Genomic DNA, 23,487 nt, shown 5'->3' with positions numbered 1-23,487 from the left:
CCTATCCAATGCTATAATATTGACTATTTATCAGCTTACGGAATGTCTATGAGTCAATATTATATTGGTGTAATGTCGGGTACTAGCCTTGATGGAGTGGACTTAGCCTTAATGGATTTTGCTCAAAATCCTGCAAAACTTATCGCTTCTGACTTTACTCCTATGCCAGAAGAAATTCGACAAAATCTAACCGCACTTTTACATTCAAGTGAGACAAGTTTGCAGAAATTAGGCGAACTGGATCACCAATTAGGAAAACTTTATGCACAAAGCATTAATCAATTTCTACAAAAAGTGCGGTTAGATTCTGAAAAAATTGTTGCTATCGGTTGTCACGGACAAACTATCTGGCATTCTCCTAATTCAGTATATCCTTTTACTATGCAAATCGGTGATATGAATATTGTTGCGGAACAAACGGGCATCACGACTATTGCTGATTTCCGACGTCGTGATATAGCCGTAGGCGGACAAGGCGCACCTTTAGTACCTGCATTTCATCAAGATATGTTTTCTGCTAATGATCGATTGACTCTCGTATTAAATATTGGTGGTATTAGTAATATTTCAGTTTTAGATCCTAATCAGCCTACCATTGGCTATGATGTTAGTGTGGGCAATGCATTACTCGACTCTTGGATCGAATTTCATCAAGGTAAACGCTATGATAAAAATGCTGAATGGGCAAAATCAGGCGTATTGAATGAATCATTATTAACAGAATTATTAGATGAACCTTACTTCCAACAACCTCCGCCCAAAAGTACGGGACGTGAACTTTTTAACCTAGCATGGCTGAATAAAAAATTAGCAAAATTCACCGCACTTTTAGCAGCTGAAGATGTTCAACGTACTTTGGTTGAGTTTACTGCGGTCAGTATCGCCAATGAATTAAAAAATTTACAAAAAACAGACCGCACTAATTTACTGCTAGTTTGTGGTGGTGGAGCAAGGAATCCTCTCATTATGCAACGTTTAATTGAATTATTACCGACATGGCAAGTTTCCACAACCACTGAATTTGGTTTAGATATTGATTATGTAGAAGCAGCGGCTTTCGCTTGGTTGGCTTATCGACGTATGCATAATTTAGCCAGCAACTTACCGAGTGTAACTGGGGCAAGCAAGCTGGTCAGCTTAGGCGTAATTTATCCTAAATAAATGGACAACCAGATGATAGAAAAAAACCTTTTAAACTCGCTTGGGCAAATGATTACCGAGCAACGCAATCCAAATTCCATGCAATTAGATAATCTTTCCGCATTGCAATTAGTTACGCTTATTAATAATGAAGATAAACAAGTACCTATTGCCATTGAAAAATGCTTACCACAAATCGCCCAAGCAATTGAGCGTATTGTAGAGAGTTTTCAACAAGGAGGACGATTAATCTATATTGGTGCAGGCACAAGTGGGCGCTTAGGGGTATTAGATGCTTCCGAATGTCCGCCTACTTATGGGGTTTCAAATAATATGGTGATAGGATTAATTGCAGGTGGAGAACATGCTTTACGCCATCCGATTGAAGGTGCTGAAGATAACAAAGAAATGGCGATAAATGATCTCAAAAATATTCAATTTACTGCCAAAGACACGCTTGTAGGGATTGCTGCAAGTGGGCGCACACCTTATGTCATTGGTGCATTAGAATATGCAAAATCCCTTGGTGCAACAACCATTTCTATTGCTAGTAACCCTAACTCAGCGATGGCACAAATTGCTGATATTGCCATTGAAACTATTGTTGGTCAGGAAGTTTTAACGGGTTCAAGCAGAATGAAATCGGGCACGGCACAAAAGCTCGTGTTAAATATGCTCACAACTTCCAGCATGGTGCTTATGGGCAAGTGTTACAGTAATTTAATGGTGGATGTACAAGCGAGTAATGAAAAGTTAAAAGCTCGTGCTGTTCGCATTGTTATGCAAGCCACTGAATGTAAAAAGGAAGTGGCTGAAAATACGTTAAAAATCGCTGAAAATAATGCAAAAATAGCAATTATGATGATTTTAGGCAATCTTGATAAACAGGCTGCAACGCAATTATTAGCACAACATCAAGGTAAATTAAAACAAGCACTGACCGCTTAATAACATGAAAAAAGTGCGGTAGAAATTTGAAAAATTCTTACCGCACTTTGAGCGAGCCCCTAACAAAACTTAAGTTTCACTAATATCTGACATTCCCTCAACATCAGCGGTCATTAAATTATGTGCTTCATCCATCGCTAAATTCATAAAACGTTCATATTGTTTTAAAACATCAGTAATTAATTCATCTTTTGTCATATATTGAACATCATATCCTTGACGCCCATCAAAGAAATAAGTTATCGGCTCATAAACTTGGCTTTCATCCATATTAGGCACATGATCATCCGTAATCACTAAATCTGAAAGCTCTCTTGATTGGCATTCCACCCCATATAGGAAATTACGTAAATTTTCCTTCACCACTTCAAATTCAATTTTTGGGTTTTGCTCCTCAATGAAATGCCATTGAGCTTTCAATCCATGGCTTTCAAACTCTTCCACTAATTCTTTAAATGCAGGTTTCACAACTTTCATAAAGAAGCGTCGAACATCCTGATATTTAGTTGGATTAACAATTTGTTCTAATCGTTCACGCCAATTTTCACCCGACCAATTATTACTACCTGGTGTAAACTTTTTATTAGAATACTGAGTATCAATCATTAACCCTTTCCATAGACCAAAACAAAGCAATAACATAATTGCCATAAATGGAAGAGCTATTATCAATGTCATAGATTGAAGTGATGCCAATCCTCCTGAATAAAGGAGCGACAAACCAAGCACCGTTAATAAAGCTCCCCAGAAAATGCTTTGCCATTTTGGTGCCTGTTCATTACCTTGTGAGGCAATATTATTCAAAACAAAGATACCAGAATCGGCAGAAGTCACGAAAAAGATAGAAATAACAATCACAGCAACAGTTGAAGAAATAATCTCAAAAGGCAAATGCTCAAAAAATCCAAATAATAAAGCTTCTGCATTGTCGCTAATAGCAGCTAATGCGCCTTGTGTTTGTTGATCCATCCAAATGGCTGAGCCACCAAAACTGGTCATCCATAAAATATTAAATAATGAAGGGACAAATAAAACCCCTAAAATAAATTCACGAATTGTACGTCCTTTTGAAATTTTAGCGATAAAGGTACCTACAAAAGGAGCCCAAGAGGCCCACCAAGACCAATATAAAATCGTCCAACTACTTAACCAATCTTTATGTTCAGCTGAAGCATCATAAGCGAAAGTACGGAAACTAAGCTCCACTAATGAACTAAAATAATAACCCAAATTTTCGGTTAATTCTGAAAATAGCCCTAAGGTTGGTCCGACAGCAATAACAAACAATAACAATAAGCCCGCTAACACTAAATTGATTTCACTGAGAATTTTAACGCCTTTTCCTACGCCAGAAATTGCAGAAATCACGGCAAGTGCCATTGCTACCATCATAATAATGGCTAGAATAATGAAACTATTTCCCTCTACTAGCCCTAAGAAATTAAACCCTGCATTAACTTGCATTGCTCCATAGCCAAGGGTTGTGGTTAAACCAAAAATTGTGCTACATAAAGCGACAATATCAATCAAATGCCCCCAGAAACCTGATATTTTATTTTGCAATAAAGGGTAAAAGCCTGAACGCACTGTCAGTGGTAATTTATAACGAAAGCCAAAATAGGCTAATGCCAGTGCAACAACCGCATAAATCGCCCATGCATGAATGCCCCAATGATAAAATGTTGTCATCATGGCTTCTTTCATACGTTCCGATTCAGTTAACCCATCTTGAACAGGCTTTAGATAATGTAATACAGGCTCAGCAACACCAAAATACATCAAACCAATTCCCATTCCAGCCGCAAATAACATTGCAATCCATGATGCAAAGCTAAATTCAGGTTCGTCAGTTTCCGCACCTAATCGGATATCCCCTAACCGACTAACGCCTATGAATATTAAAAATAAAAAGAAAATAGATCCTGCTAAAATATAAAACCAGCTAAAATTGGTAAAAATGCTCTGCTTAGCAATATTTAAAATCTCTTGTGCTTGCTGAGGGAAAACTGAACAACATATTGTTACAAGTAATACCAAAATAACTGTTGGCACAAAAATAGGGGCTTTCAATGTACTTGAATCACGTAATTGCTGTAAAAAGCTCATAAATACTCCATTTTTGAAAACATAAAATTAATTATATTCTCTTGTTTCTTTAATTTATTGAAAAAAATAATCCCCTTGCTATTTCTTCTTATAGCAAGCTCATAAGATTTAAGGATTAGTGCTTCTAAAATAGAATGAAAGTTAAAACTGCTTGAATATCATTACATATGAATAATCATTAAATTACTTCACTAATAACTTTAATTAATGTGCCTCATCCCAATTTTCACCGATACCTACATCAACAATCAATGGCACACTAAGTTGTGTGGCATTCTCCATTAAAGATTTAATTAATTGGCTGTAATGCTCAACTTTTTCTTCTTTCACTTCAAACACCAATTCATCATGCACCTGCATAATCATCAGAATATCGGGATCATTTAAAATGGCTTTATCAATATCAATCATTGCTCGCTTGATAATATCCGCTGCGGTACCTTGCATTGGTGCATTAATAGCAACTCGTTCTGCTGCTTTACGACGCATCGCATTACTTGAATTAATTTCAGGTAAATATAAACGGCGACCAAATAAGGTTTCTACATATCCTTGAGATTTCGCTTTTTCGCGCACTTCCGTCATAAAAATTTGCACGCCAGGATAACGTTGGAAATATAAATCCATATATTTTTGTGCATCACCACGGCTAATCCCAAGCTGGCGAGATAATCCAAAAGAGGACATACCATAAATTAACCCAAAATTAATTGCTTTTGCACTGCGACGTTGCTCACTGGTTACTTTATCTAAGCTTAAGCCAAAGATTTCTGCAGCCGTAGAACGGTGAATATCCTTGCCCTCACTGAATGCCGTCATTAGCCCTTTATCACTAGACAGATGAGCCATAATTCGCAATTCGATTTGTGAATAGTCTGCGGCTATCACCTTAAACCCAGGTCGAGCAATAAAAGCTTGACGAATACGACGACCTTCATCATTACGCACGGGGATATTTTGTAAATTAGGATCACTTGAAGATAAACGTCCCGTTGCCGTCACTGCTTGATGATAAGAGGTATGCACTCGACCCGTTTTAGGATTAACCATTTGAGGCAGTTTATCTGTATAAGTGGATTTCAATTTGCTTAAGCCACGATGTTCTACCAATAATTTAGGTAATTCATGATCATAAGTAAGTTCTTCTAATACTTCTTCATTAGTTGAAGGCGCACCTTTAGGCGTTTTTTTCAAAATTGGTAATCCCAATTTATCAAACAGAATTTCTTGCAACTGTTTGGTTGAAGCAAGGTTAAATGGTTGACCTGCCATTTCATGCGCTTGAGCTTCAAGTTCAGCTAATCTATGCGTAATTTCTTCAGAATAAGTAGATAACGCTTGGCTATCAATCAATACGCCATTACGTTCCATGCGAGAAAGCACGCCTACCAAAGGCATTTCCATTGCTGTAAATAATTTCACTAACTCGGCATTTTGTGAAACATCTTGCCACAAGGTTTGATGCAATTTCATCGTAACATCAGCATCCTCTGCGGCATATTCGGAGGCTTTGCTTAAGGCAATTTGATCGAATGTTAGCTGTGTTTTACCTTTTCCTGCAATATCTTCAAAAGCAATCGTGTTATGCCCTAAATAACGAGCAGCAAGATCATCCATATTATGACGACCTGTACTGTTTAGCACATAAGATTCCAACATTGTATCAAAGGCAACACCTTGTAGCTCAATGCCATTATTAGCAAAAATACTAAGATCATATTTAATATTTTGACCAATTTTTTGAATCTCAGGGTTTTCCAAAATTGCTTTTAACTGCTGCAAGCACTCTGTTTTATTTAATTGATTTGGAATAGGCGCCCAAGTAAGTTCATCACTAGCTTCAGTTTCAGCAAAAAGATCACCTTGCAGCCCAGTTGAATTTGTACTCACTTGGTGCATATGTGCCAATGGAATATAACAAGCCTCTCCATTTTCTAAGCTAAATGAAATCCCAACTAGGTCTGCCACCATCGGATCTAAAGAATTGGTTTCGGTATCCACGGCAACTAATTTAGCTTCACTAATTTTTGCTATCCACATCGCAAGTTTATCTGGGCTATCCACAGTTTCATATAAACTGCGGTCTATTTTGACAAAATTTTTAGGTGTGGCGGGTTCTCCAGAAGGCATAGGAGTGACTTGGTAATTATTCACTTTCACTGCTTGTTCTTGTGGGTTAGTCACTGAACTTGTACCGTTCATCACTTCCGTTAACCAACGTTTAAATTCGTAACGACCAAAATATTCTACTAATTGATCATTATTAGCTTTACCAATAGTTAATTGATCGGGATTTACCGATAATTGCACATCCGTTTTAATCGTTGCGAGGATATAAGAAAGTTCTGCATCTGCTTTTGCTGACTCAAGTTTTTCACCTAACTTTTTGGCACCTCGGATAGGTAAATCAGCAACTTTATCAAGATTGGCATAAATCTCCGTCATACTACCAATCCCTTGCAATAGCCCTAATGCTGTTTTTTCACCTACGCCAGCAACACCAGGAATATTATCCGCACTATCGCCCATTAAGGCTAAATAATCGATAATTAGCTCTGGAGGAATGCCATATTTTTCAATCACACCTTCACGATCAAGTAAGCTATTATTCATAGTGTTAATTAACATCACGTTATCATCCACCAACTGTGCCATATCTTTATCGCCTGTACTAATCAACACTTTTTTACCCGCTTGTGAAGCCTGTGTGGCAAGCGTGCCGATGACATCATCCGCTTCAACACCTTCGATAGAAAGCAGGGGAATGCCCAATGCTTTTATCATATGATGTAGTGGTTGAATTTGTTTACGAAGTTCATCAGGCATCGGTGGACGATGAGATTTATATTGTTCAAACAATTCATCACGAAATGTTTTACCTTTAGCATCAAATACCACAGCAATATGGGTTGGTTGCACTTGAGCAATCAAACTTTTCAGCATATTCATCACCCCATACATTGCTCCTGTAGGCTCACCTAGGGAGTTAGTTAAAGGTGGAAATGCATGGAAAGCTCGGTATAAATAAGAAGAACCATCAACTAAAACAAGTGGGTTTTGTGCAATTTGTGCCATAAAAATCTCAATATAAATGTTAAAATTGTAAATTATTATAGCTTATAATCTATCACAGCAGAGGCTATTTTCAATAAAAAAGGTGGATATAAAAACCCACCTTTCCTTATTATTCTCTATTATACTTTTTCTACTTCTAATCTTTCGAAGGCTAAAACTTTATGTTCTAACTTACGTAACAACCAAGTTGCAATACCGGTAATAGCTAAATAAATGATCCCGGCGATACCATAAATAGTTAAAGCATCATATTCTGTACCATAAAGCTGTCTTGCATAGCCCATAATATCCATAATGGTAATTGTTGAAGCTAATGACGTACCTTTAAAAACTAATACAATTTCATTACTGTAAGAAGGCAATGCACGTTTTAAGGCATAAGGAATAAGGATTTTTAAGGTTTGCCCTTTACTTAAACCGAGTGCTGAACAACTTTCCCATTGACCTTTTGGAATAGCTTTAACTGCACCATGGAATAATTGTGTAGAATAAGCCGCACTATTTAACGCTAAAGCTAACATAGCACAAAACCAAGCATTAGACAGCAATGGCCATAATGCACTATTAACAATCCATTCAAACTGACCTGGGCCACTATAAATTAAGAAAAATTGGACGAGTAATGGTGTGCCAGTAAATAAAGTTAAATAACCATTAATACCAATTCTTACACATTTATTACCTGCTGATAATAAATAAGTTAGAACTAACGCCAAAATAAATGCAACCCCTAAAGCAACCACAGTAAGCAATAAACTGGTTGGAATACCTTTAGCAATTTCTGCAAAATATTCTTGGAACATTATCTCACTCCTCTTTCAAAACGAGTGAAACGCACTTCCAATTTACGAATAAAAAATTGGCTAACAAGCGTAATCACCAAATATAACAAGGCAGCAAACCCATACCAAGTAAATGGTTGGTGAGTATTAGTATTTACTAAGCTTGCTTGACGCATTAAATCATCAACACCAATCAATGACACTAAGGCAGTATCTTTCAATAGCACCAACCATTGATTACTTAGACCTGGTAATGCATGACGCCAAACTTGTGGCATGATAATATGTAAGAATGTATAACTACGACTAAGTCCCAAGGCAGCACCAGATTCCCATTGACCTAATGGAATCGCTTGAATTGCACCACGTAAAGTTTGAGAGGCATATGCGGCAAAGATAATCGCTAATGCCAGCACACCACACAAAAATGGGCTAAATTCAATATATTCACCTGTTAGTTTTTCTACTACTTCGGTAGAACCAAAATAGATCAACAATACTACCAAGATCTCTGGCAAACCTCGTAATAAGGTTACAATCACCGAAGTTGGTTTACGTATACAAACAAATTTATTAGTCTCTAATACCACAAAACAAATAGCAAGAATTAGACCAACTAACAACGAAGCAACCGCTAACCCTAAAGTCATAAGGGTTGCGGTAGTCATTAAAGGAAGATAATCAAAGAACATAATGCTTATTTAGCTGTCATCCATTTATCATAAATTTTTTGGTATTCGCCACTTGCTTTAATTGCAGATAACCCTTTATTTAAGCTATCAACTAAAGCTTTATCGCTTTTATGCACGGCAATACCTAATCCATTACCAAAGTATTTTTTGTTAGTGACTTTATCGCCAACAAATGCTAACTCAGGTTCTTTTGCTAACATATCCGCTAATACTGCAGTATCACCAAACATAATATCAATACGACCATTTTTTAAGTCTAAGATCGCATCTTGTAATGAAGCGTAAGATTTTGGCGTGTATTGAGGCGCTTCAGCAACAACATATTGTTGGAATGTAGTACCATTTTGAACACCAATATTTTTTGCTGTATTAAGATCGGCTTTACCTTTCACTGCAATGAAACTTGCAGAACTATCATAGTAAGGATCAGAGAATAATACTTGTTTTGCACGAGATTCAGTAATATCAATCGCAGACATCGCAGCGTCAAAGCGTTTTGCTTTTAAGCTTGGAATTAAGGCATCAAATGATTGATTCTTAAAAGTACAATTTGCATTAATTTGTTTACAAACTGCTTGTGCGATATCCACATCAAAACCTACGATTTCACCATTTGCATTAGTTAATTCAAAGGGTGGATATGATGGTTCACAGGCAAAAGTAATATCTTGTGCTTGTGTGGCAAATGTTGTACTTGCAAAAAGTGTTGCTAAAAGTAATTTTTTCATTGTGTTCACCTTTATTAGTCATGTGACAGATATTGTCTAAATTCTTCTGTCTTTGGGTTTTCAAAACAACTTGCATTCCCCATTTCCACAATACGACCACTTTCCATATAAACCACTTTAGTTGCCACTTTACGTGCTACACCAACTTCGTGAGTTACGATCACTTGAGTTATGCCAGTTTCCTGTAATTCTTGAATAATCGCAACGACTTGTGCAGTAATCTCAGGGTCTAACGCCGCTGTTGGCTCATCAAATAACAAAACCTTTGGTTTCATCATGAGAGCTCGAGCAATTGCTACACGTTGCTGCTGACCACCTGAAAGCTGTAGTGGAAAACGATCTGCGTGTTCTTCTAAGCGTAAACGAACTAATAATTCCATCGCTTCTTTCTTAGCTTCTGATTCGCTTAAACCAAGCACTTTCATTGGTGCTTCAATGAGGTTTTCCACCACAGTAAAATGTGGCCATAAATTATATTGTTGGAACACCATTCCAACATCCTGACGTAACTGACGCATTTTTTTTGCATCAGCAGTTTGTGATAAATCAAATTGGTTACCCGTGACATTTAATTCACCTGATTGTGGTATTTCAAGTAAATTAAAGGTACGAATTAACGTACTTTTACCTGCACCACTAGGTCCAAGCAAAACTACAGTATCGCCATCTTCAGCGGTTAAATTGATATCAAATAACGCTTGAGATGATCCATAAAAGAAATTTAAGTTTTTAACACTAAGGGTCATTTTTAATACAATCTCTATATTTGCCAAATATTGAAATAATATTAATATTTTTTGCATAATTATGCAATTATATTTGTGAGAATAACGAATAAAAAAAGTGCGGTTAAAATTTCTAAAATTCTAACCGCACTTTATACAAACTATAAATAGTTAAGCTTCTTTAGCCATTTCAAATTCAACTAACATCATTAAAATATGAATCACTTTAATATGCACTTCCTGAATTCGGTCTGCATAACGGAAATGAGGTACACGAATCTCAACATCCGCAAGACCCGCCATTTTACCGCCATCTTTACCCGTCATCGCAATAACTTTCATGCCCTTTTCTTTAGCTGCTTTAATTGCATTTAAGATATTTTTTGAATTACCTGAAGTAGATAAACCAAATAGCACATCACCTTTTTGCCCTACAGCCTCAACATAGCGGGAGAACACATAGTCATAGCCAAAGTCATTACTTACACAACTTAAATGACTCACATCTGAAATTGCGATAGCAGGATAACCTGGGCGATTTTCACGATAACGACCCGTTAATTCTTCTGCAAAATGCATTGCATCACAATGTGAACCACCATTACCACAAGAGAGTACTTTTCCTCCTTGTTTGAAGCTATTCGCTAAAATTAACGCTGCTTCTTGAATTAATTTGATATTATTTTCATCTTTAATGAATTTATCTAATACATCTGCTGCTTCATTTAATTCAGCTTTAATTTGATCTAAGTACATGAATATGTTCCTCTTTGAAAATACGTAAAAAATCAACGTACTTTAGTTAAAAGTCGTAAGATTGATTGTATAACATCATATCTATTTAATCTATGCCAAATATCCAATCAAGTAACATTTAGACAATAATTATTGTAAAAAGTATTCACAACTCACATAACCAATTGTGCATTCAATTAGGGTGATTGATATAACCAATATTCAAAAATAAATATTTTAATACCGCACTTTTACTTATGTTTAGTTTAGTAAGGACTCAACCAACTGGCTTATAAACTCAAGGCGTTTAGTATTTTCTTCTAAATTGCAAGTAAATCTGAACTTAGTAGGCCCATCAAATTTAAACACCGCTGGCTGTTGTTTAATCAGATTAAGGAATTTTATCGGATCCAAATCTGCAGTAGGTGAAAACTCAATAAAGCCACCATGTAAAGTACCATCTATACGAATAATACCCAGCTGTTTTGCCATAAGACGTAGCTCGGCAATTTGCATTAAATTTTTTGTTGCTTCAGGTAATAAACCAAAGCGATCGATTAATTCTACTTTTAATTCATCTAAGGAAGCTTTATTTTCCGCACCTGCAATACGTTTATAAAAAGATAAACGCATATTTACATCTCCCAAGTAATCTTCAGGTAATAATGCTGGCATACGTAAATCAATTTCTACTTGCTGTTGAGTTAGTTCATCTAAAGATGGCTCACGCCCTTCTTTCATCGCCTTCACTGCACTTTCTAGCAATTCCATATACAAAGAGAAACCAATACTTTCAATTTGTCCACTTTGTTCACTGCCTAATAATTCTCCTGCACCACGAATTTCTAAATCATGAGTAGCAAGAATAAAGCCAGCTCCGAGATTATCTAAACTTTCTAACGCCTCTAGACGTTTCTGAGCATCTTTAGTCATTAATTTCGGCGGTGGAGTCAATAAATAAGCATAAGCTTGATGATGTGAACGACCAACACGTCCACGTAATTGATGCAATTGCGCTAAACCAAAATTATCCGCCCGTTCAATAATAATCGTATTGGCGGTAGGTACATCAATCCCAGTTTCAATAATGGTTGAGCAAACTAATACGTTAAAACGTTGATGATAAAAATCCGTCATCACACGCTCTAGCTCACGTTCGTGCATTTGACCATGCCCTACCACTATTCGAGCTTCAGGGACAAGCTCAGCTAATTTTTCTGCACAACGATCGATAGTTGCCACATCATTGTGTAAATAATATACCTGTCCACCACGTAAAATTTCACGCAGGATAGCCTCACGTACCACCAAATCATCATTCTGACGTACAAAAGTTTTAATCGTAAGTCGGCGCGCAGGTGGCGTTGAAATAATAGATAAATCACGAATACCATTCATCGCCATATTTAAAGTACGAGGAATGGGGGTTGCTGTTAACGTAAGAATATCGATATTCGCACGTAATTGTTTAATTTTTTCTTTCTGACGTACACCAAAACGATGTTCTTCATCGATCACTAGCAATCCTAAATCTTTGAATCTTACATCGGACTGAATCAGCTTATGTGTACCTATTAAGATATCCACTTTACCTTCAGCTAAATCGATTAAAATTTGCTTTTGTTCTTTTGCCGTTCTAAAACGTGAAACCATTTCCACATTCACAGGCAAATTAGCAAAACGATCACGGAAATTTTCATAATGCTGTTGAGCAAGTAAGGTTGTAGGTACCAATACCGCTACTTGCTTATGATTCATGACAGATAAAAATGCGGCTCGCATCGCTACTTCAGTTTTACCAAATCCCACATCGCCACAAACTAAACGATCCATGGCTTTTGGTTGACACATATCAGAAATAACTGCATTAATTGCGAGTTCTTGATCATAAGTCTCTTCAAATGGAAAAGTTGCAGAAAATTGCATAAATTCATCACGATCATATTTAAAAGAAAAACCTTTCTGTGCTTCTCGTTGAGCATAAACATCTAACAATTCTGCTGCCACATCACGAATTTTTTCAGCCGCTTTATGACGAGCTTTCACCCATGCATCACTGCCTAATTTATGCAGTGGTGCAGTTTCATCTGAACCACCTACATAACGACTAATTAAATGTAATGAAGCAACGGGGACATATAATTTTGCTTCATTCGCATAAGTCAGTAGTAAGTACTCCGCTTTAATGCCCCCATTTTCTAAGCTCACTAATCCACCATAGCGACCCACACCATGTTCTAGATGAACAACCGCTTGACCAATTTTGAGTTCCGCCAAATTACGAATCAGGGTATCTGGATTCACCGATTTACGTTTATCACGACTACGTTGTTGAACTCGTTCACCTAATAACTCTGTCTCACAAATAATCGCAATAGCTTCATTATTTTCACTTTCAATAATAAAACCATTATCTAATGAACTAATTTGTAAACTGTAATTTAATCCTTCTATTTGCGAGAGATTTTCTATCTGCTGCGGACGTAATTTAATTGGTGATAATAAATCTAATAAAGTCTCACGACGGCCTTCTGTTTCCACAGAAAAGACAATATGTCCTTTGAATCTCTCAATAAACTGACGAAGGTTTTGTAAAGGTTCTTTTTGTTGTGATTGGATCTGTAATTCAGGTAACGCTTGTACGGATAGATTTTTTTGTCTCGCAGATGACCGCACTTTTTCAACTTTAAAGCTTATACGAGGATAATTTTTTAAAGCTTTATTGATTTCATTAATTCGTAACCATAAACGCTCTGGTGGTAACAATGGGCGCATAGGATCCACGCGACGACTTTCAAAACGCTGGCTAGCATCTTGATAAAAACGTTCTGCTTGGATTTGGGTTTGTTCCATATCCACAAATAATGTATTCGCAGGTAAATAATCAAATAAAGTCGCCATTTCTTCAAAGAAAAGTGGCTGCCAATATTCAATGCCAGAGACTAGAGTGCCTTTACTCACTTGTTGATAAATATGTTCTGGATCACGACGGATTTCACCAAAAGTTTCACGGAATTGGCTACGAAAGAATTCAATACTCTTATCATCTGTTGGAAATTCATGTGCAGGTAATAAATTAATAGAATTAATATCTGCGATAGTCCGCTGCGTATCCACATCAAAGGTACGAATGGTATCAATTTCATCATCAAAGAAATCTAAACGATAAGGTTCATTGCTTCCCATTGGAAATAAATCAAGTAAAGCACCTCGAACAGCATATTCGCCATGCTCCAATACTTGTTCTACAGCACGATAACCTGCATTCTCTAATTGCAGACGTAATTTATCAATAACTAAACGATCACCTTTTTTAATTAATAAGACATTATGTTGCAAATAACTTGGAGGGCACACTCGTTGCATCAAAGTGGTCATTGGCAATAGCACGATCCCTTGTTTTGCATTTTGTAAGTAAAATAAGGTACTTAAACGAGTAGAAATAATGTCTTGATGAGGTGAAAAACTATCATAAGGCAAGGTTTCCCAGTCAGGGAAATAACGCACTTCATGAGGGCTAATATCCTGTAAAATTTTCTCTAATTTTACCGCACTTTTAGTATCGTTAGTGACCACTAGTGTGAGACCTTTATGCTCACTGGCAATTTCTGCAATAGCTAAACTGTCTGAACCTGCTATCACATTACCAATAATTTTATGATCATTTGCTTGAGAAGGGATATCTAAATTGAAATAGGTTTGTGTCATCTTTATCCGTCACTTGGTCTCTGCCAAAATAATTATTGAATCTTAGCGATATAAAACATTATAGCAGTTATTTAAATTAGCGAGGGCTATTAATCTAATTAATCCTAAAACTGCGGTGAAATTTTAGAAAATTTCCAATAAAAAACCCTTAATGTTTTTACATTAAGGGTTTTAAATTTAATTCACTAATCTAGTGCTTATTCTGCTTCATCTGCCATATTTAACATTTCAGCTAAACTTGCAGTTGGATCTTCAGCTACAATATTAAATTCTGCTTCAATTTCAGCTTCATCTGCTGCCGAGAATTTTACTGCAACTTCTTCTGATTGCACAAGATTACGGTTTTTCACACGATTCTGATGGTATGCAAAACCTGTACCTGCTGGGATTAAACGACCAACGATTACATTTTCTTTTAAGCCACGTAATTCGTCACGTTTACCTGCAACCGCAGCTTCAGTTAACACACGAGTGGTTTCTTGGAACGATGCGGCTGAGATAAATGACTCAGTTGCTAATGAAGCTTTAGTAATACCGAGTAATTCGCGTTCGAACTCTACTAATGGTTTACCTTCTTCTGCACGTTTACGGTTCACAATTTTCACACGTGCTACTTCAGCTTGTTCGCCTTCTAAGAATTCTGAATCATAAGCTTTAGTGATCACACATTTACGTAACATTTGACGTACGATAACTTCGATGTGTTTATCATTGATTTTTACCCCTTGTAAGCGGTAAACATCTTGAACCTCATTCACAATATACTCAGTTACTGCACGAACACCACGTAAGCGTAAGATATCATGTGGTGTTTCTGCACCATCAGAAATCACATCACCACGCTGAACCATTTCGCCTTCGAATACGTTCAATTGACGCCATTTAGGAATCATTTCCTCGTATGCTTCACCTTCAGTTGGGGTGATTACAAGACGACGTTTACCTTTCGTTTCTTTACCGAATGATACGATACCTGTGATTTCTGCAAGAATTGCAGGCTCTTTAGGTTTACGAGCTTCGAATAAATCAGCAACACGTGGAAGACCACCAGTAATATCTTTCGTACCTACAGATTCTTGTGGAATACGAGCTAATGGCTCACCTACATGAATTTCAGCACCATCATCTAAAGTTACAATTGCTTTACCTGGTAAGAAGTATTGTGCAGCGACTTCAATTTCAGGAACGATAATGTCATTACCTTTCGCATCAACTAATTTGATTGCTGGACGTAAATCCTTACCTGCCGTTGCACGTTCACCCACGTCTTGTACCACAATAGAAGATAAACCTGTTAATTCATCAGTTTGACGAGTAACCGTTAAACCATCAACAATATCAACAAATTTCACAAAACCAGCAACTTCAGAAACAACTGGCATAGTATGTGGATCCCAACTTGCAATGGTTTCTCCTGCACTCACCTGAGCTTCATCGCCTTTGGTTAATATCGCACCATAAGGGACTTTATAATGCTCTTTGGTACGACCAAAAGTATCTGTTACTGTTAATTCTGTGTTACGAGAAGTTAATACTAATTTACCTTCAGTATTAGTAACAAATTTAGCATTAGTTAAATGTACAGTACCTGTTGTTTTAACTTGGATACCTGATTCTTTTGCTGCTGCAGATGCTGCACCACCGATGTGGAATGTACGCATGGTTAACTGAGTACCTGGTTCACCGATTGATTGTGCAGCAATAACACCTACCGCTTCACCTTGGTTAATCAAGTGACCACGAGCTAAGTCACGACCATAACATTTCGCACAGACACCAAAATCTGTATCACAGGTTACAACAGAACGTACTTTCACACTATCCACTGAATTATCGTCAAGGATGTCACACACTTTTTCATCTAATAAAGTGTTACGAGGGATCAATACTTCTTCTGTACCTGGTTTTAAAATGTCTTCTGCTGCCACACGACCTAATACTAATTCACGAAGTGAAACTTTTTCATCACCACCTTCGATGAGTGGAGTCATCACAATACCTTCGTGTGTACCACAGTCATCTTCAATAATCACTAAGTCTTGTGCAACGTCAACTAAACGACGAGTTAAGTAACCTGAGTTCGCTGTTTTTAATGCGGTATCCGCCAAACCTTTACGAGCACCGTGGGTTGAAATAAAGTACTGAAGAACGTTCAAACCTTCACGGAAGTTTGCAGTAATTGGTGTTTCAATGATTGAACCATCTGGACGAGCCATCAAACCACGCATACCAGCTAGCTGACGAATCTGAGCTGCAGAACCACGAGCACCAGAGTCTGCCATCATAAAGATGCTATTAAATGATGCTTGTTTTTCTGGATTGCCTTCACGGTTGATAACTTCTTCCGTAGAAAGATTTTCCATCATGGCTTTTGCAACGCGTTCATTAGCTGTTGCCCAAATATCGATCACTTTATTATAACGTTCACCAGCAGTTACCAAACCAGATTGGAACTGTTCTTGAATTTCAGCGACTTCAGCTTCCGCAGCAGAAATAATTTCATATTTCTTCTCTGGGATAACCATATCATCAATACCAACTGATGAACCTGAACGAGCAGCATAGGCGAAACCAGTATACATAATTTGGTCAGCAAACATAACACTCGCTTTCACACCTAAACGACGGTAACATTCGTTGATTAATTTAGAAATCGCTTTCTTACCAAGAGTTTGGTTGAATAAACTAAATGGCATACCTTTTGGTGCGATCATCCATAAGATTGCACGACCAATAGTGGTATCCGTTAAGGTTGTTTGAGATTCAAACTCACCTGCTGCATTTTTCACATATTCAGTAATACGAACTTTTACACGTGAATGTAATTCTGCACGACATGTACGATAAGCTTTTTCTGCTTCACGTGGGTCTTGTAATAACATACCTTCACCACGGCCATTCACTTTTTCACGTGTCATGTAGTAGATACCTAATACCACGTCTTGTGATGGAACGATGATTGGATCACCATTTGCAGGAGATAATACGTTATTAGTTGACATCATTAACGCACGAGCTTCTAATTGAGCTTCAAGTGTTAATGGTACGTGAACCGCCATTTGGTCACCATCGAAGTCCGCATTAAACGCCGCACAAACAAGTGGGTGTAATTGCATTGCTTTACCTTCGATTAGGATAGGTTCAAACGCTTGAATACCTAAACGGTGAAGTGTTGGTGCACGGTTTAATAAAATTGGATGTTCGCGGATAACTTCAGCTAAGATATCCCATACGATAGCATCTTCACGCTCCACCATCTTCTTCGCAGCTTTAATGGTTGAAGCGAAACCACGGCTTTCTAATTTAGCATAAATAAATGGGCGGAATAATTCCAATGCCATTTTTTTCGGTAAACCACATTGATGTAGATGTAAGTATGGACCTACAGTGATTACTGAACGACCTGAATAGTCAACACGTTTACCAAGCAAGTTTTGACGGAAACGACCTTGTTTACCTTTGATCATATCAGCCAAAGATTTTAATGGACGACGGTTAGAACCTGTAATCGCACGACCACGGCGACCATTATCTAATAATGCATCTACAGATTCTTGTAACATACGTTTTTCATTACGTACGATAATATCTGGTGCAACCAAGTCTAATAAACGTTTTAAACGGTTATTACGGTTAATTACACGACGATATAAGTCATTTAAATCAGAAGTTGCAAAACGACCACCATCTAATGGTACTAATGGACGTAAATCTGGTGGTAATACTGGTAATACAGTCATCACCATCCATTCTGGTTTATTACCAGATTGTAAAAATGCTTCTAATAATTTTAAGCGTTTAGTGATTTTTTTACGTTTAGTTTCAGAATTGGTTTCTTGTAATTCTTCACGTAATGTTTCACATTCATGTGCTAAATCCATGTCACGTAATAATGCTTGGATTGCTTCGGCACCCATTTTTGCATCGAATTCATCTGCCCAACGATCTTCGGCATCCATGAACTGTTCTTCAGTTAATAATTGACCTTTTTCAAGATCAGTCATCCCTGGTTCGATAACAATATATGATTCAAAATATAAAACACGCTCAATATCACGTAACGGCATATCTAATAATAAACCGATACGGGATGGAAGTGATTTTAAGAACCAAATATGAGCTACGGGTGAAGCTAATTCAATATGTCCCATACGTTCACGACGTACTTTGGTTTGAGTGACTTCAACGCCACATTTTTCACAAATTACACCACGATGTTTTAGACGTTTATATTTACCACATAAACATTCATAGTCTTTTACTGGCCCGAAAATACGTGCACAGAAAAGCCCGTCACGTTCAGGTTTGAATGTACGGTAGTTGATAGTTTCTGGTTTTTTAACCTCACCAAAAGACCATGAACGAATCATATCTGGTGATGCTAAACCAATTTTAATCACATCAAAATCTTCTGAAGTTTTTGATTGTGCTTTTAAGAACTTAACTAAGTCTTTCACAGATTTGCTCCTGTCGGAGTTAAACTTATTCAAGTGCGGTAGAAAATTAAGAAATTTTTACCGCACTTGCACTTACTTTCACTTATTGATTTAGAGGTGAATTAATCTTCATCTAAGTCAATATTGATACCCAATGAACGAATCTCTTTCATGATTACATTGAAGGATTCTGGAGTACCTGGATCCATTTGGTGAGTACCGCTCACAATGTTCTTATACATCTTCGTACGGCCGTTCACATCATCGGATTTTACAGTTAACATTTCTTGTAATGTATATGCAGCACCATATGCTTCTAATGCCCATACCTCCATCTCACCGAAACGTTGACCACCGAATTGTGCTTTACCACCCAATGGTTGTTGTGTAACAAGACTATAAGAGCCAGTTGAACGAGCATGCATTTTGTCATCAACTAAGTGATTTAATTTGAGCATGTACATGTAACCAACAGTTACAGGACGTTCAAATTTTTCACCTGTACAGCCATCATATAAGGTAATTTGACCTGAAGTCGGCAAGCCACCTAATTCTAATAAGCCTTTAATTTCTTGCTCTTCTGCACCATCAAATACTGGTGTTGCGAGAGGCATACCTTTACGTAAGTTTTGTGCTAAACGCATTACTTCTTCATCTGTGAAGGTATTTAAATCAACTTTTTGTGAACCGCCACCTAAGTCATATGCTTTTTGGATGTATCCACGAAGTTTCTCAATCTCTTGTTTTTCTTTCAGCATACGGTTAATTTGTTCACCGATACCTTTAGCAGCTAAACCTAAGTGAGTTTCTAGGATCTGACCGATATTCATACGAGAAGGTACACCCAATGGGTTTAATACGATTTCAACTGGTTGACCATTCTCATCGTATGGCATGTCTTCAACAGGATTAATTTTTGAGATAACCCCTTTGTTACCATGACGCCCTGCCATTTTATCCCCTGGTTGAATACGACGTTTCACCGCAAGATACACTTTAACAACTTTTAATACACCTGGTGCTAAATCATCACCTTGAATGATCTTGCCACGTTTAACTTCTAATTTATGTTCGAAGTCTTTACGTAATTCTTCGTATTGTTCTGCAAGTTGTTCTAATTGATTTTGTTTAGCTTCATCTGATAATGATTGTTCTAACCATTGTACACGAGCCATATTATCTAAGCTTTTAGCATCAATGCCGCTATCAATTAAAAGATTGCGAACACGAGAGAACAAACCAGCTTCTAAGATTTCTAACTCTTCAGCAATGTCTTTCTTCGCTTCTTTTAATTGCATTTCTTCGATTTCTAGCGCGCGTTTATCTTTTTCTACGCCATCACGAGTAAACACTTGAACATCAATAACTGTACCTGAAACACTATTTGGTACACGTAACGAAGAATCTTTTACATCAGATGCTTTTTCACCAAAGATTGCACGTAATAATTTTTCTTCTGGTGTTAATTGTGTTTCACCTTTAGGCGTGACTTTACCTACAAGGATATCCCCACCTTTTACTTCAGCGCCTACATACACAATACCTGATTCATCAAGTTTGCTTAATGCAGTTTCTCCCACATTTGGAATATCTGCGGTAATTTCTTCTGCACCAAGTTTAGTATCACGAGCTACACAGGATAATTCTTGAATATGAATGGTGGTAAAACGGTCTTGTTGTACAACACGTTCTGACACTAACATTGAGTCTTCAAAGTTATAACCATTCCAAGGCATGAATGCTACGCGGATATTTTGACCAAGTGCAAGTTCACCTAAGTCTGTTGATGGTCCATCAGCAAGTACTTCCCCACGTCCAATCGGCTCACCCAAGTTCACACAAGGAATTTGGTTGATACAAGTATTTTGGTTTGAACGGGTATATTTAATTAAGTTATAAATATCAATACCTGCTTCACCTGGGATAGTTTCGTCTTCATTAACTTTAACTACAATACGTGAAGCATCAACATACTGAATAGTACCACCACGTTTAGCAACAACCGCTACACCTGAGTCAAGTGCAATTGGTTTTTCCATACCAGTACCAACTAATGGTTTATCCGAACGTAATGTTGGAACTGCTTGACGTTGCATGTTCGCACCCATTAACGCACGGTTAGCATCGTCATGTTCTAAGAACGGAATTAACGCCGCGGCAACAGACACAACCTGTTGTGGAGAAACGTCCATATAATGGATTTCTTCTGGTCGGTATAAACCTGACTCACCATGTTCACCACGACAAGTAACAAACGCATCAGTAAAACGAAGCTCATCATCTAAACTTGAATTTGCCTGTGCAATTACATAGTTACCTTCTTCAATTGCAGACAAATACTCAATTTCTTCTGTAACTTGGCCATTCACCACTTTACGATATGGTGTTTCTAAGAAACCATAGTTATTGGTACGCGCATACACAGAAAGTGAGTTAATCAAACCAATATTTGGACCTTCAGGCGTTTCGATTGGACACACACGACCATAATGAGTTGGGTGTACATCTCGAACTTCAAAACCAGCACGCTCACGTGTTAAACCACCTGGACCTAATGCAGAAATACGACGTTTATGTGTTACTTCTGATAATGGGTTATTTTGATCCATGAATTGTGAAAGTTGTGAAGAACCAAAGAATTCTTTCACAGCAGCTGAAACAGGTTTCGCATTGATTAAATCTTGCGGTGTAATTGCATCTAAATCACCTAAAGATAGACGTTCTTTAACTGCTCGTTCAACACGAACTAAACCAATACGGAATTGGTTCTCTGCCATTTCACCAACAGAACGAATACGACGGTTACCTAAATGGTCTATATCATCCACTTCTCCACGACCATTACGAATATCAATAAGTTTTTTCATCACACTTACGATATCTTCTTTACTTAACACGCCGGATCCAGCAACTTCATCAATATCTAAAGAGCGATTAAATTTCATGCGACCTACCGCAGATAAATCATAACGTTCTTGAGAGAAGAATAAGTTATCAAATAATGCTTCTGCAGCTTCTTTCGTAGGTGGTTCACCAGGACGCATCATACGATAGATTTCAACTAGTGCACTTAAGCGGTCATTAGATGGATCCACACGTAAAGTTTCAGAAATGTACGGACCAAAATCTAAATCATTCGTGAATAATGTTTCGATTGATGTATAACCAGCTTGTGCTAATTTTGCTAAAATTTCTAAAGAAATCTCCATATTAGCAGGGCAAATCAATTCACCTGATTCTAAATCAACATAATCTTTAGCAGATACTTTACCAACGATATATTCAGTTGGCACATCAATTTGCGTAACATTATCTTTTTCTAATGCACGAATATGACGCGCAGTAATACGGCGACCACGTTCTACATAAACTTTACCATTTGCTTCAATATCAAATGATGCGGTTTCACCACGTAAACGCTCAGGCACTAATGCCATTAATAATTTGTTATCTTGAATTTCAAATGAAATTTTTTCGAAGAATAAATCTAAAATTTCTTCAGTCGTATAGCCTAAAGCACGTAAAATAATAGTTGCAGGTAATTTACGACGACGGTCGATACGAGCAAATAAGTTATCTTTCGGATCAAATTCAAAGTCTAACCAAGAACCACGATAAGGAATGATACGTGCGTTATAAAGCACTTTACCAGAAGAGTGGGTTTTACCTTTGTCAGAATCAAAGAATACACCAGGACTACGATGTAATTGTGATACGATAACTCGCTCAGTACCATTGATCACAAAGGTACCATTATCTGTCATTAATGGGATTTCACCCATATAAACATCTTGTTCTTTAATATCTTTAATGGTACCAGGTGCAGCATCACGATCATAACTTACTAAACGCAAATTAACACGCAATGGTGCCGCATATGTTGTGCCACGAATTTGGCATTCACGAACATCAAATACAGGCTCACCAAGTTTATAGCTCACATATTGTAATTCAGTACTACCGTTATTACTGACGATAGGAAAAACTGAACGAAATGCAGCTTCTAAACCTTGCTGACCTTCAGGATCTCTTTGAATAAATTTTTCAAAAGAATCTAATTGAATTGTTAATAAATAAGGTACGTTCAAAACTTGTGGACGTTTACCAAAGTCTTTACGGATACGTTTTTTCTCAGTATAGGAGTAACCCATTGGTTTTCCTCTGTAATTTTTAGTGAGACCGATTTGACACAAAATTTCCACCACACAAAAAAAGTGCGGTCTAAATCCAGAAAATTTTATATCAATGTTTTGATCCGTTTGCTAGATACCGCACTCTGAACCTTACTTCTGATGAGCGGATTGCATTAAGCTAACAGCTTAATTTAGCTTAATTTTTTTGCAATCAAACGGTGATTTTGTGTTTTTAAGAGAACACAAAATGCCGATAATATTTCATTATCAGCATCATTT

General features: G+C 37.2%; 12 protein-coding genes. 2 read left to right on the top strand and 10 right to left on the bottom strand.

Annotated elements, in window-relative coordinates; all coding sequences use genetic code 11:
• Positions 1 to 48: 48 nt before the first annotated feature.
• Both HMPREF1052_RS08790 and murQ read left to right on the top strand, forming a co-directional pair.
• Positions 49 to 1,161, top strand: coding sequence for an anhydro-N-acetylmuramic acid kinase (locus tag HMPREF1052_RS08790; protein WP_005761391.1), 1,113 nt, complete (start codon positions 49 to 51; stop codon positions 1,159 to 1,161).
• Positions 1,162 to 1,173: 12 nt separating this feature from the next.
• Positions 1,174 to 2,088: an N-acetylmuramic acid 6-phosphate etherase gene (murQ, locus tag HMPREF1052_RS08785; RefSeq protein WP_005761312.1), complete on the top strand. Its 915-nt coding sequence runs from the start codon at positions 1,174 to 1,176 to the stop codon at positions 2,086 to 2,088.
• 69 nt (positions 2,089 to 2,157) lie between these two features.
• Here murQ and HMPREF1052_RS08780 read toward each other — a convergent pair whose 3' ends face one another.
• The 10 genes from HMPREF1052_RS08780 to rpoB all read right to left on the bottom strand — a co-directional run bounded on the left by HMPREF1052_RS08780 (position 2,158) and on the right by rpoB (position 23,226).
• Positions 2,158 to 4,194 (bottom strand): BCCT family transporter, encoded by a 2,037-nt coding sequence (locus HMPREF1052_RS08780; RefSeq protein ID WP_005761372.1) that lies wholly within the window; start codon positions 4,192 to 4,194, stop codon positions 2,158 to 2,160.
• A gap of 204 nt (positions 4,195 to 4,398) precedes the next feature.
• Positions 4,399 to 7,269, bottom strand: coding sequence for a DNA polymerase I (polA, locus tag HMPREF1052_RS08775; RefSeq protein ID WP_005761295.1), 2,871 nt, complete (start codon positions 7,267 to 7,269; stop codon positions 4,399 to 4,401).
• A gap of 119 nt (positions 7,270 to 7,388) precedes the next feature.
• A complete protein-coding gene (gene artM, locus HMPREF1052_RS08770) occupies positions 7,389 to 8,072 on the bottom strand; it encodes an arginine ABC transporter permease ArtM (protein ID WP_005761305.1) in 684 nt (227 codons plus the stop codon).
• Entirely contained in the window at positions 8,072 to 8,743 is a 672-nt protein-coding gene (gene artQ, locus HMPREF1052_RS08765; protein ID WP_005761306.1) for an arginine ABC transporter permease ArtQ, read from the bottom strand. Before artQ ends, artM begins: the two co-directional genes overlap by 1 nt.
• Positions 8,744 to 8,748: 5 nt before the next feature.
• Positions 8,749 to 9,471, bottom strand: coding sequence for an arginine ABC transporter substrate-binding protein (locus tag HMPREF1052_RS08760; protein ID WP_005761395.1), 723 nt, complete (start codon positions 9,469 to 9,471; stop codon positions 8,749 to 8,751).
• A gap of 14 nt (positions 9,472 to 9,485) precedes the next feature.
• Complete coding sequence (gene artP, locus HMPREF1052_RS08755) at positions 9,486 to 10,217, bottom strand: arginine ABC transporter ATP-binding protein ArtP (protein WP_005761277.1); 732 nt, start codon at positions 10,215 to 10,217, stop codon at positions 9,486 to 9,488.
• A gap of 150 nt (positions 10,218 to 10,367) precedes the next feature.
• Positions 10,368 to 10,952, bottom strand: coding sequence for a D-sedoheptulose 7-phosphate isomerase (lpcA, locus tag HMPREF1052_RS08750; protein ID WP_005761407.1), 585 nt, complete (start codon positions 10,950 to 10,952; stop codon positions 10,368 to 10,370).
• Between the two features lie 240 nt (positions 10,953 to 11,192).
• Positions 11,193 to 14,639, bottom strand: coding sequence for a transcription-repair coupling factor (gene mfd / locus HMPREF1052_RS08745; RefSeq protein WP_005761343.1), 3,447 nt, complete (start codon positions 14,637 to 14,639; stop codon positions 11,193 to 11,195).
• A 197-nt stretch (positions 14,640 to 14,836) separates the two neighbouring features.
• Positions 14,837 to 19,096 carry a DNA-directed RNA polymerase subunit beta' gene (gene rpoC, locus HMPREF1052_RS08740; protein ID WP_005761268.1) on the bottom strand — a complete coding sequence of 1,420 codons (4,260 nt, stop codon included), beginning with the start codon at positions 19,094 to 19,096 and terminating at the stop codon, positions 14,837 to 14,839.
• 101 nt (positions 19,097 to 19,197) lie between these two features.
• Positions 19,198 to 23,226: a DNA-directed RNA polymerase subunit beta gene (gene rpoB, locus HMPREF1052_RS08735; protein WP_005761303.1), complete on the bottom strand. Its 4,029-nt coding sequence runs from the start codon at positions 23,224 to 23,226 to the stop codon at positions 19,198 to 19,200.
• Between the last annotated feature and the right edge of the window lie 261 nt (positions 23,227 to 23,487).

It is taken from the genome of Pasteurella bettyae CCUG 2042 (assembly GCF_000262245.1).
Lineage (GTDB): Bacteria > Pseudomonadota > Gammaproteobacteria > Enterobacterales > Pasteurellaceae > Basfia > Basfia bettyae.
This window is presented reverse-complemented; position numbering and strand designations above follow the sequence as displayed.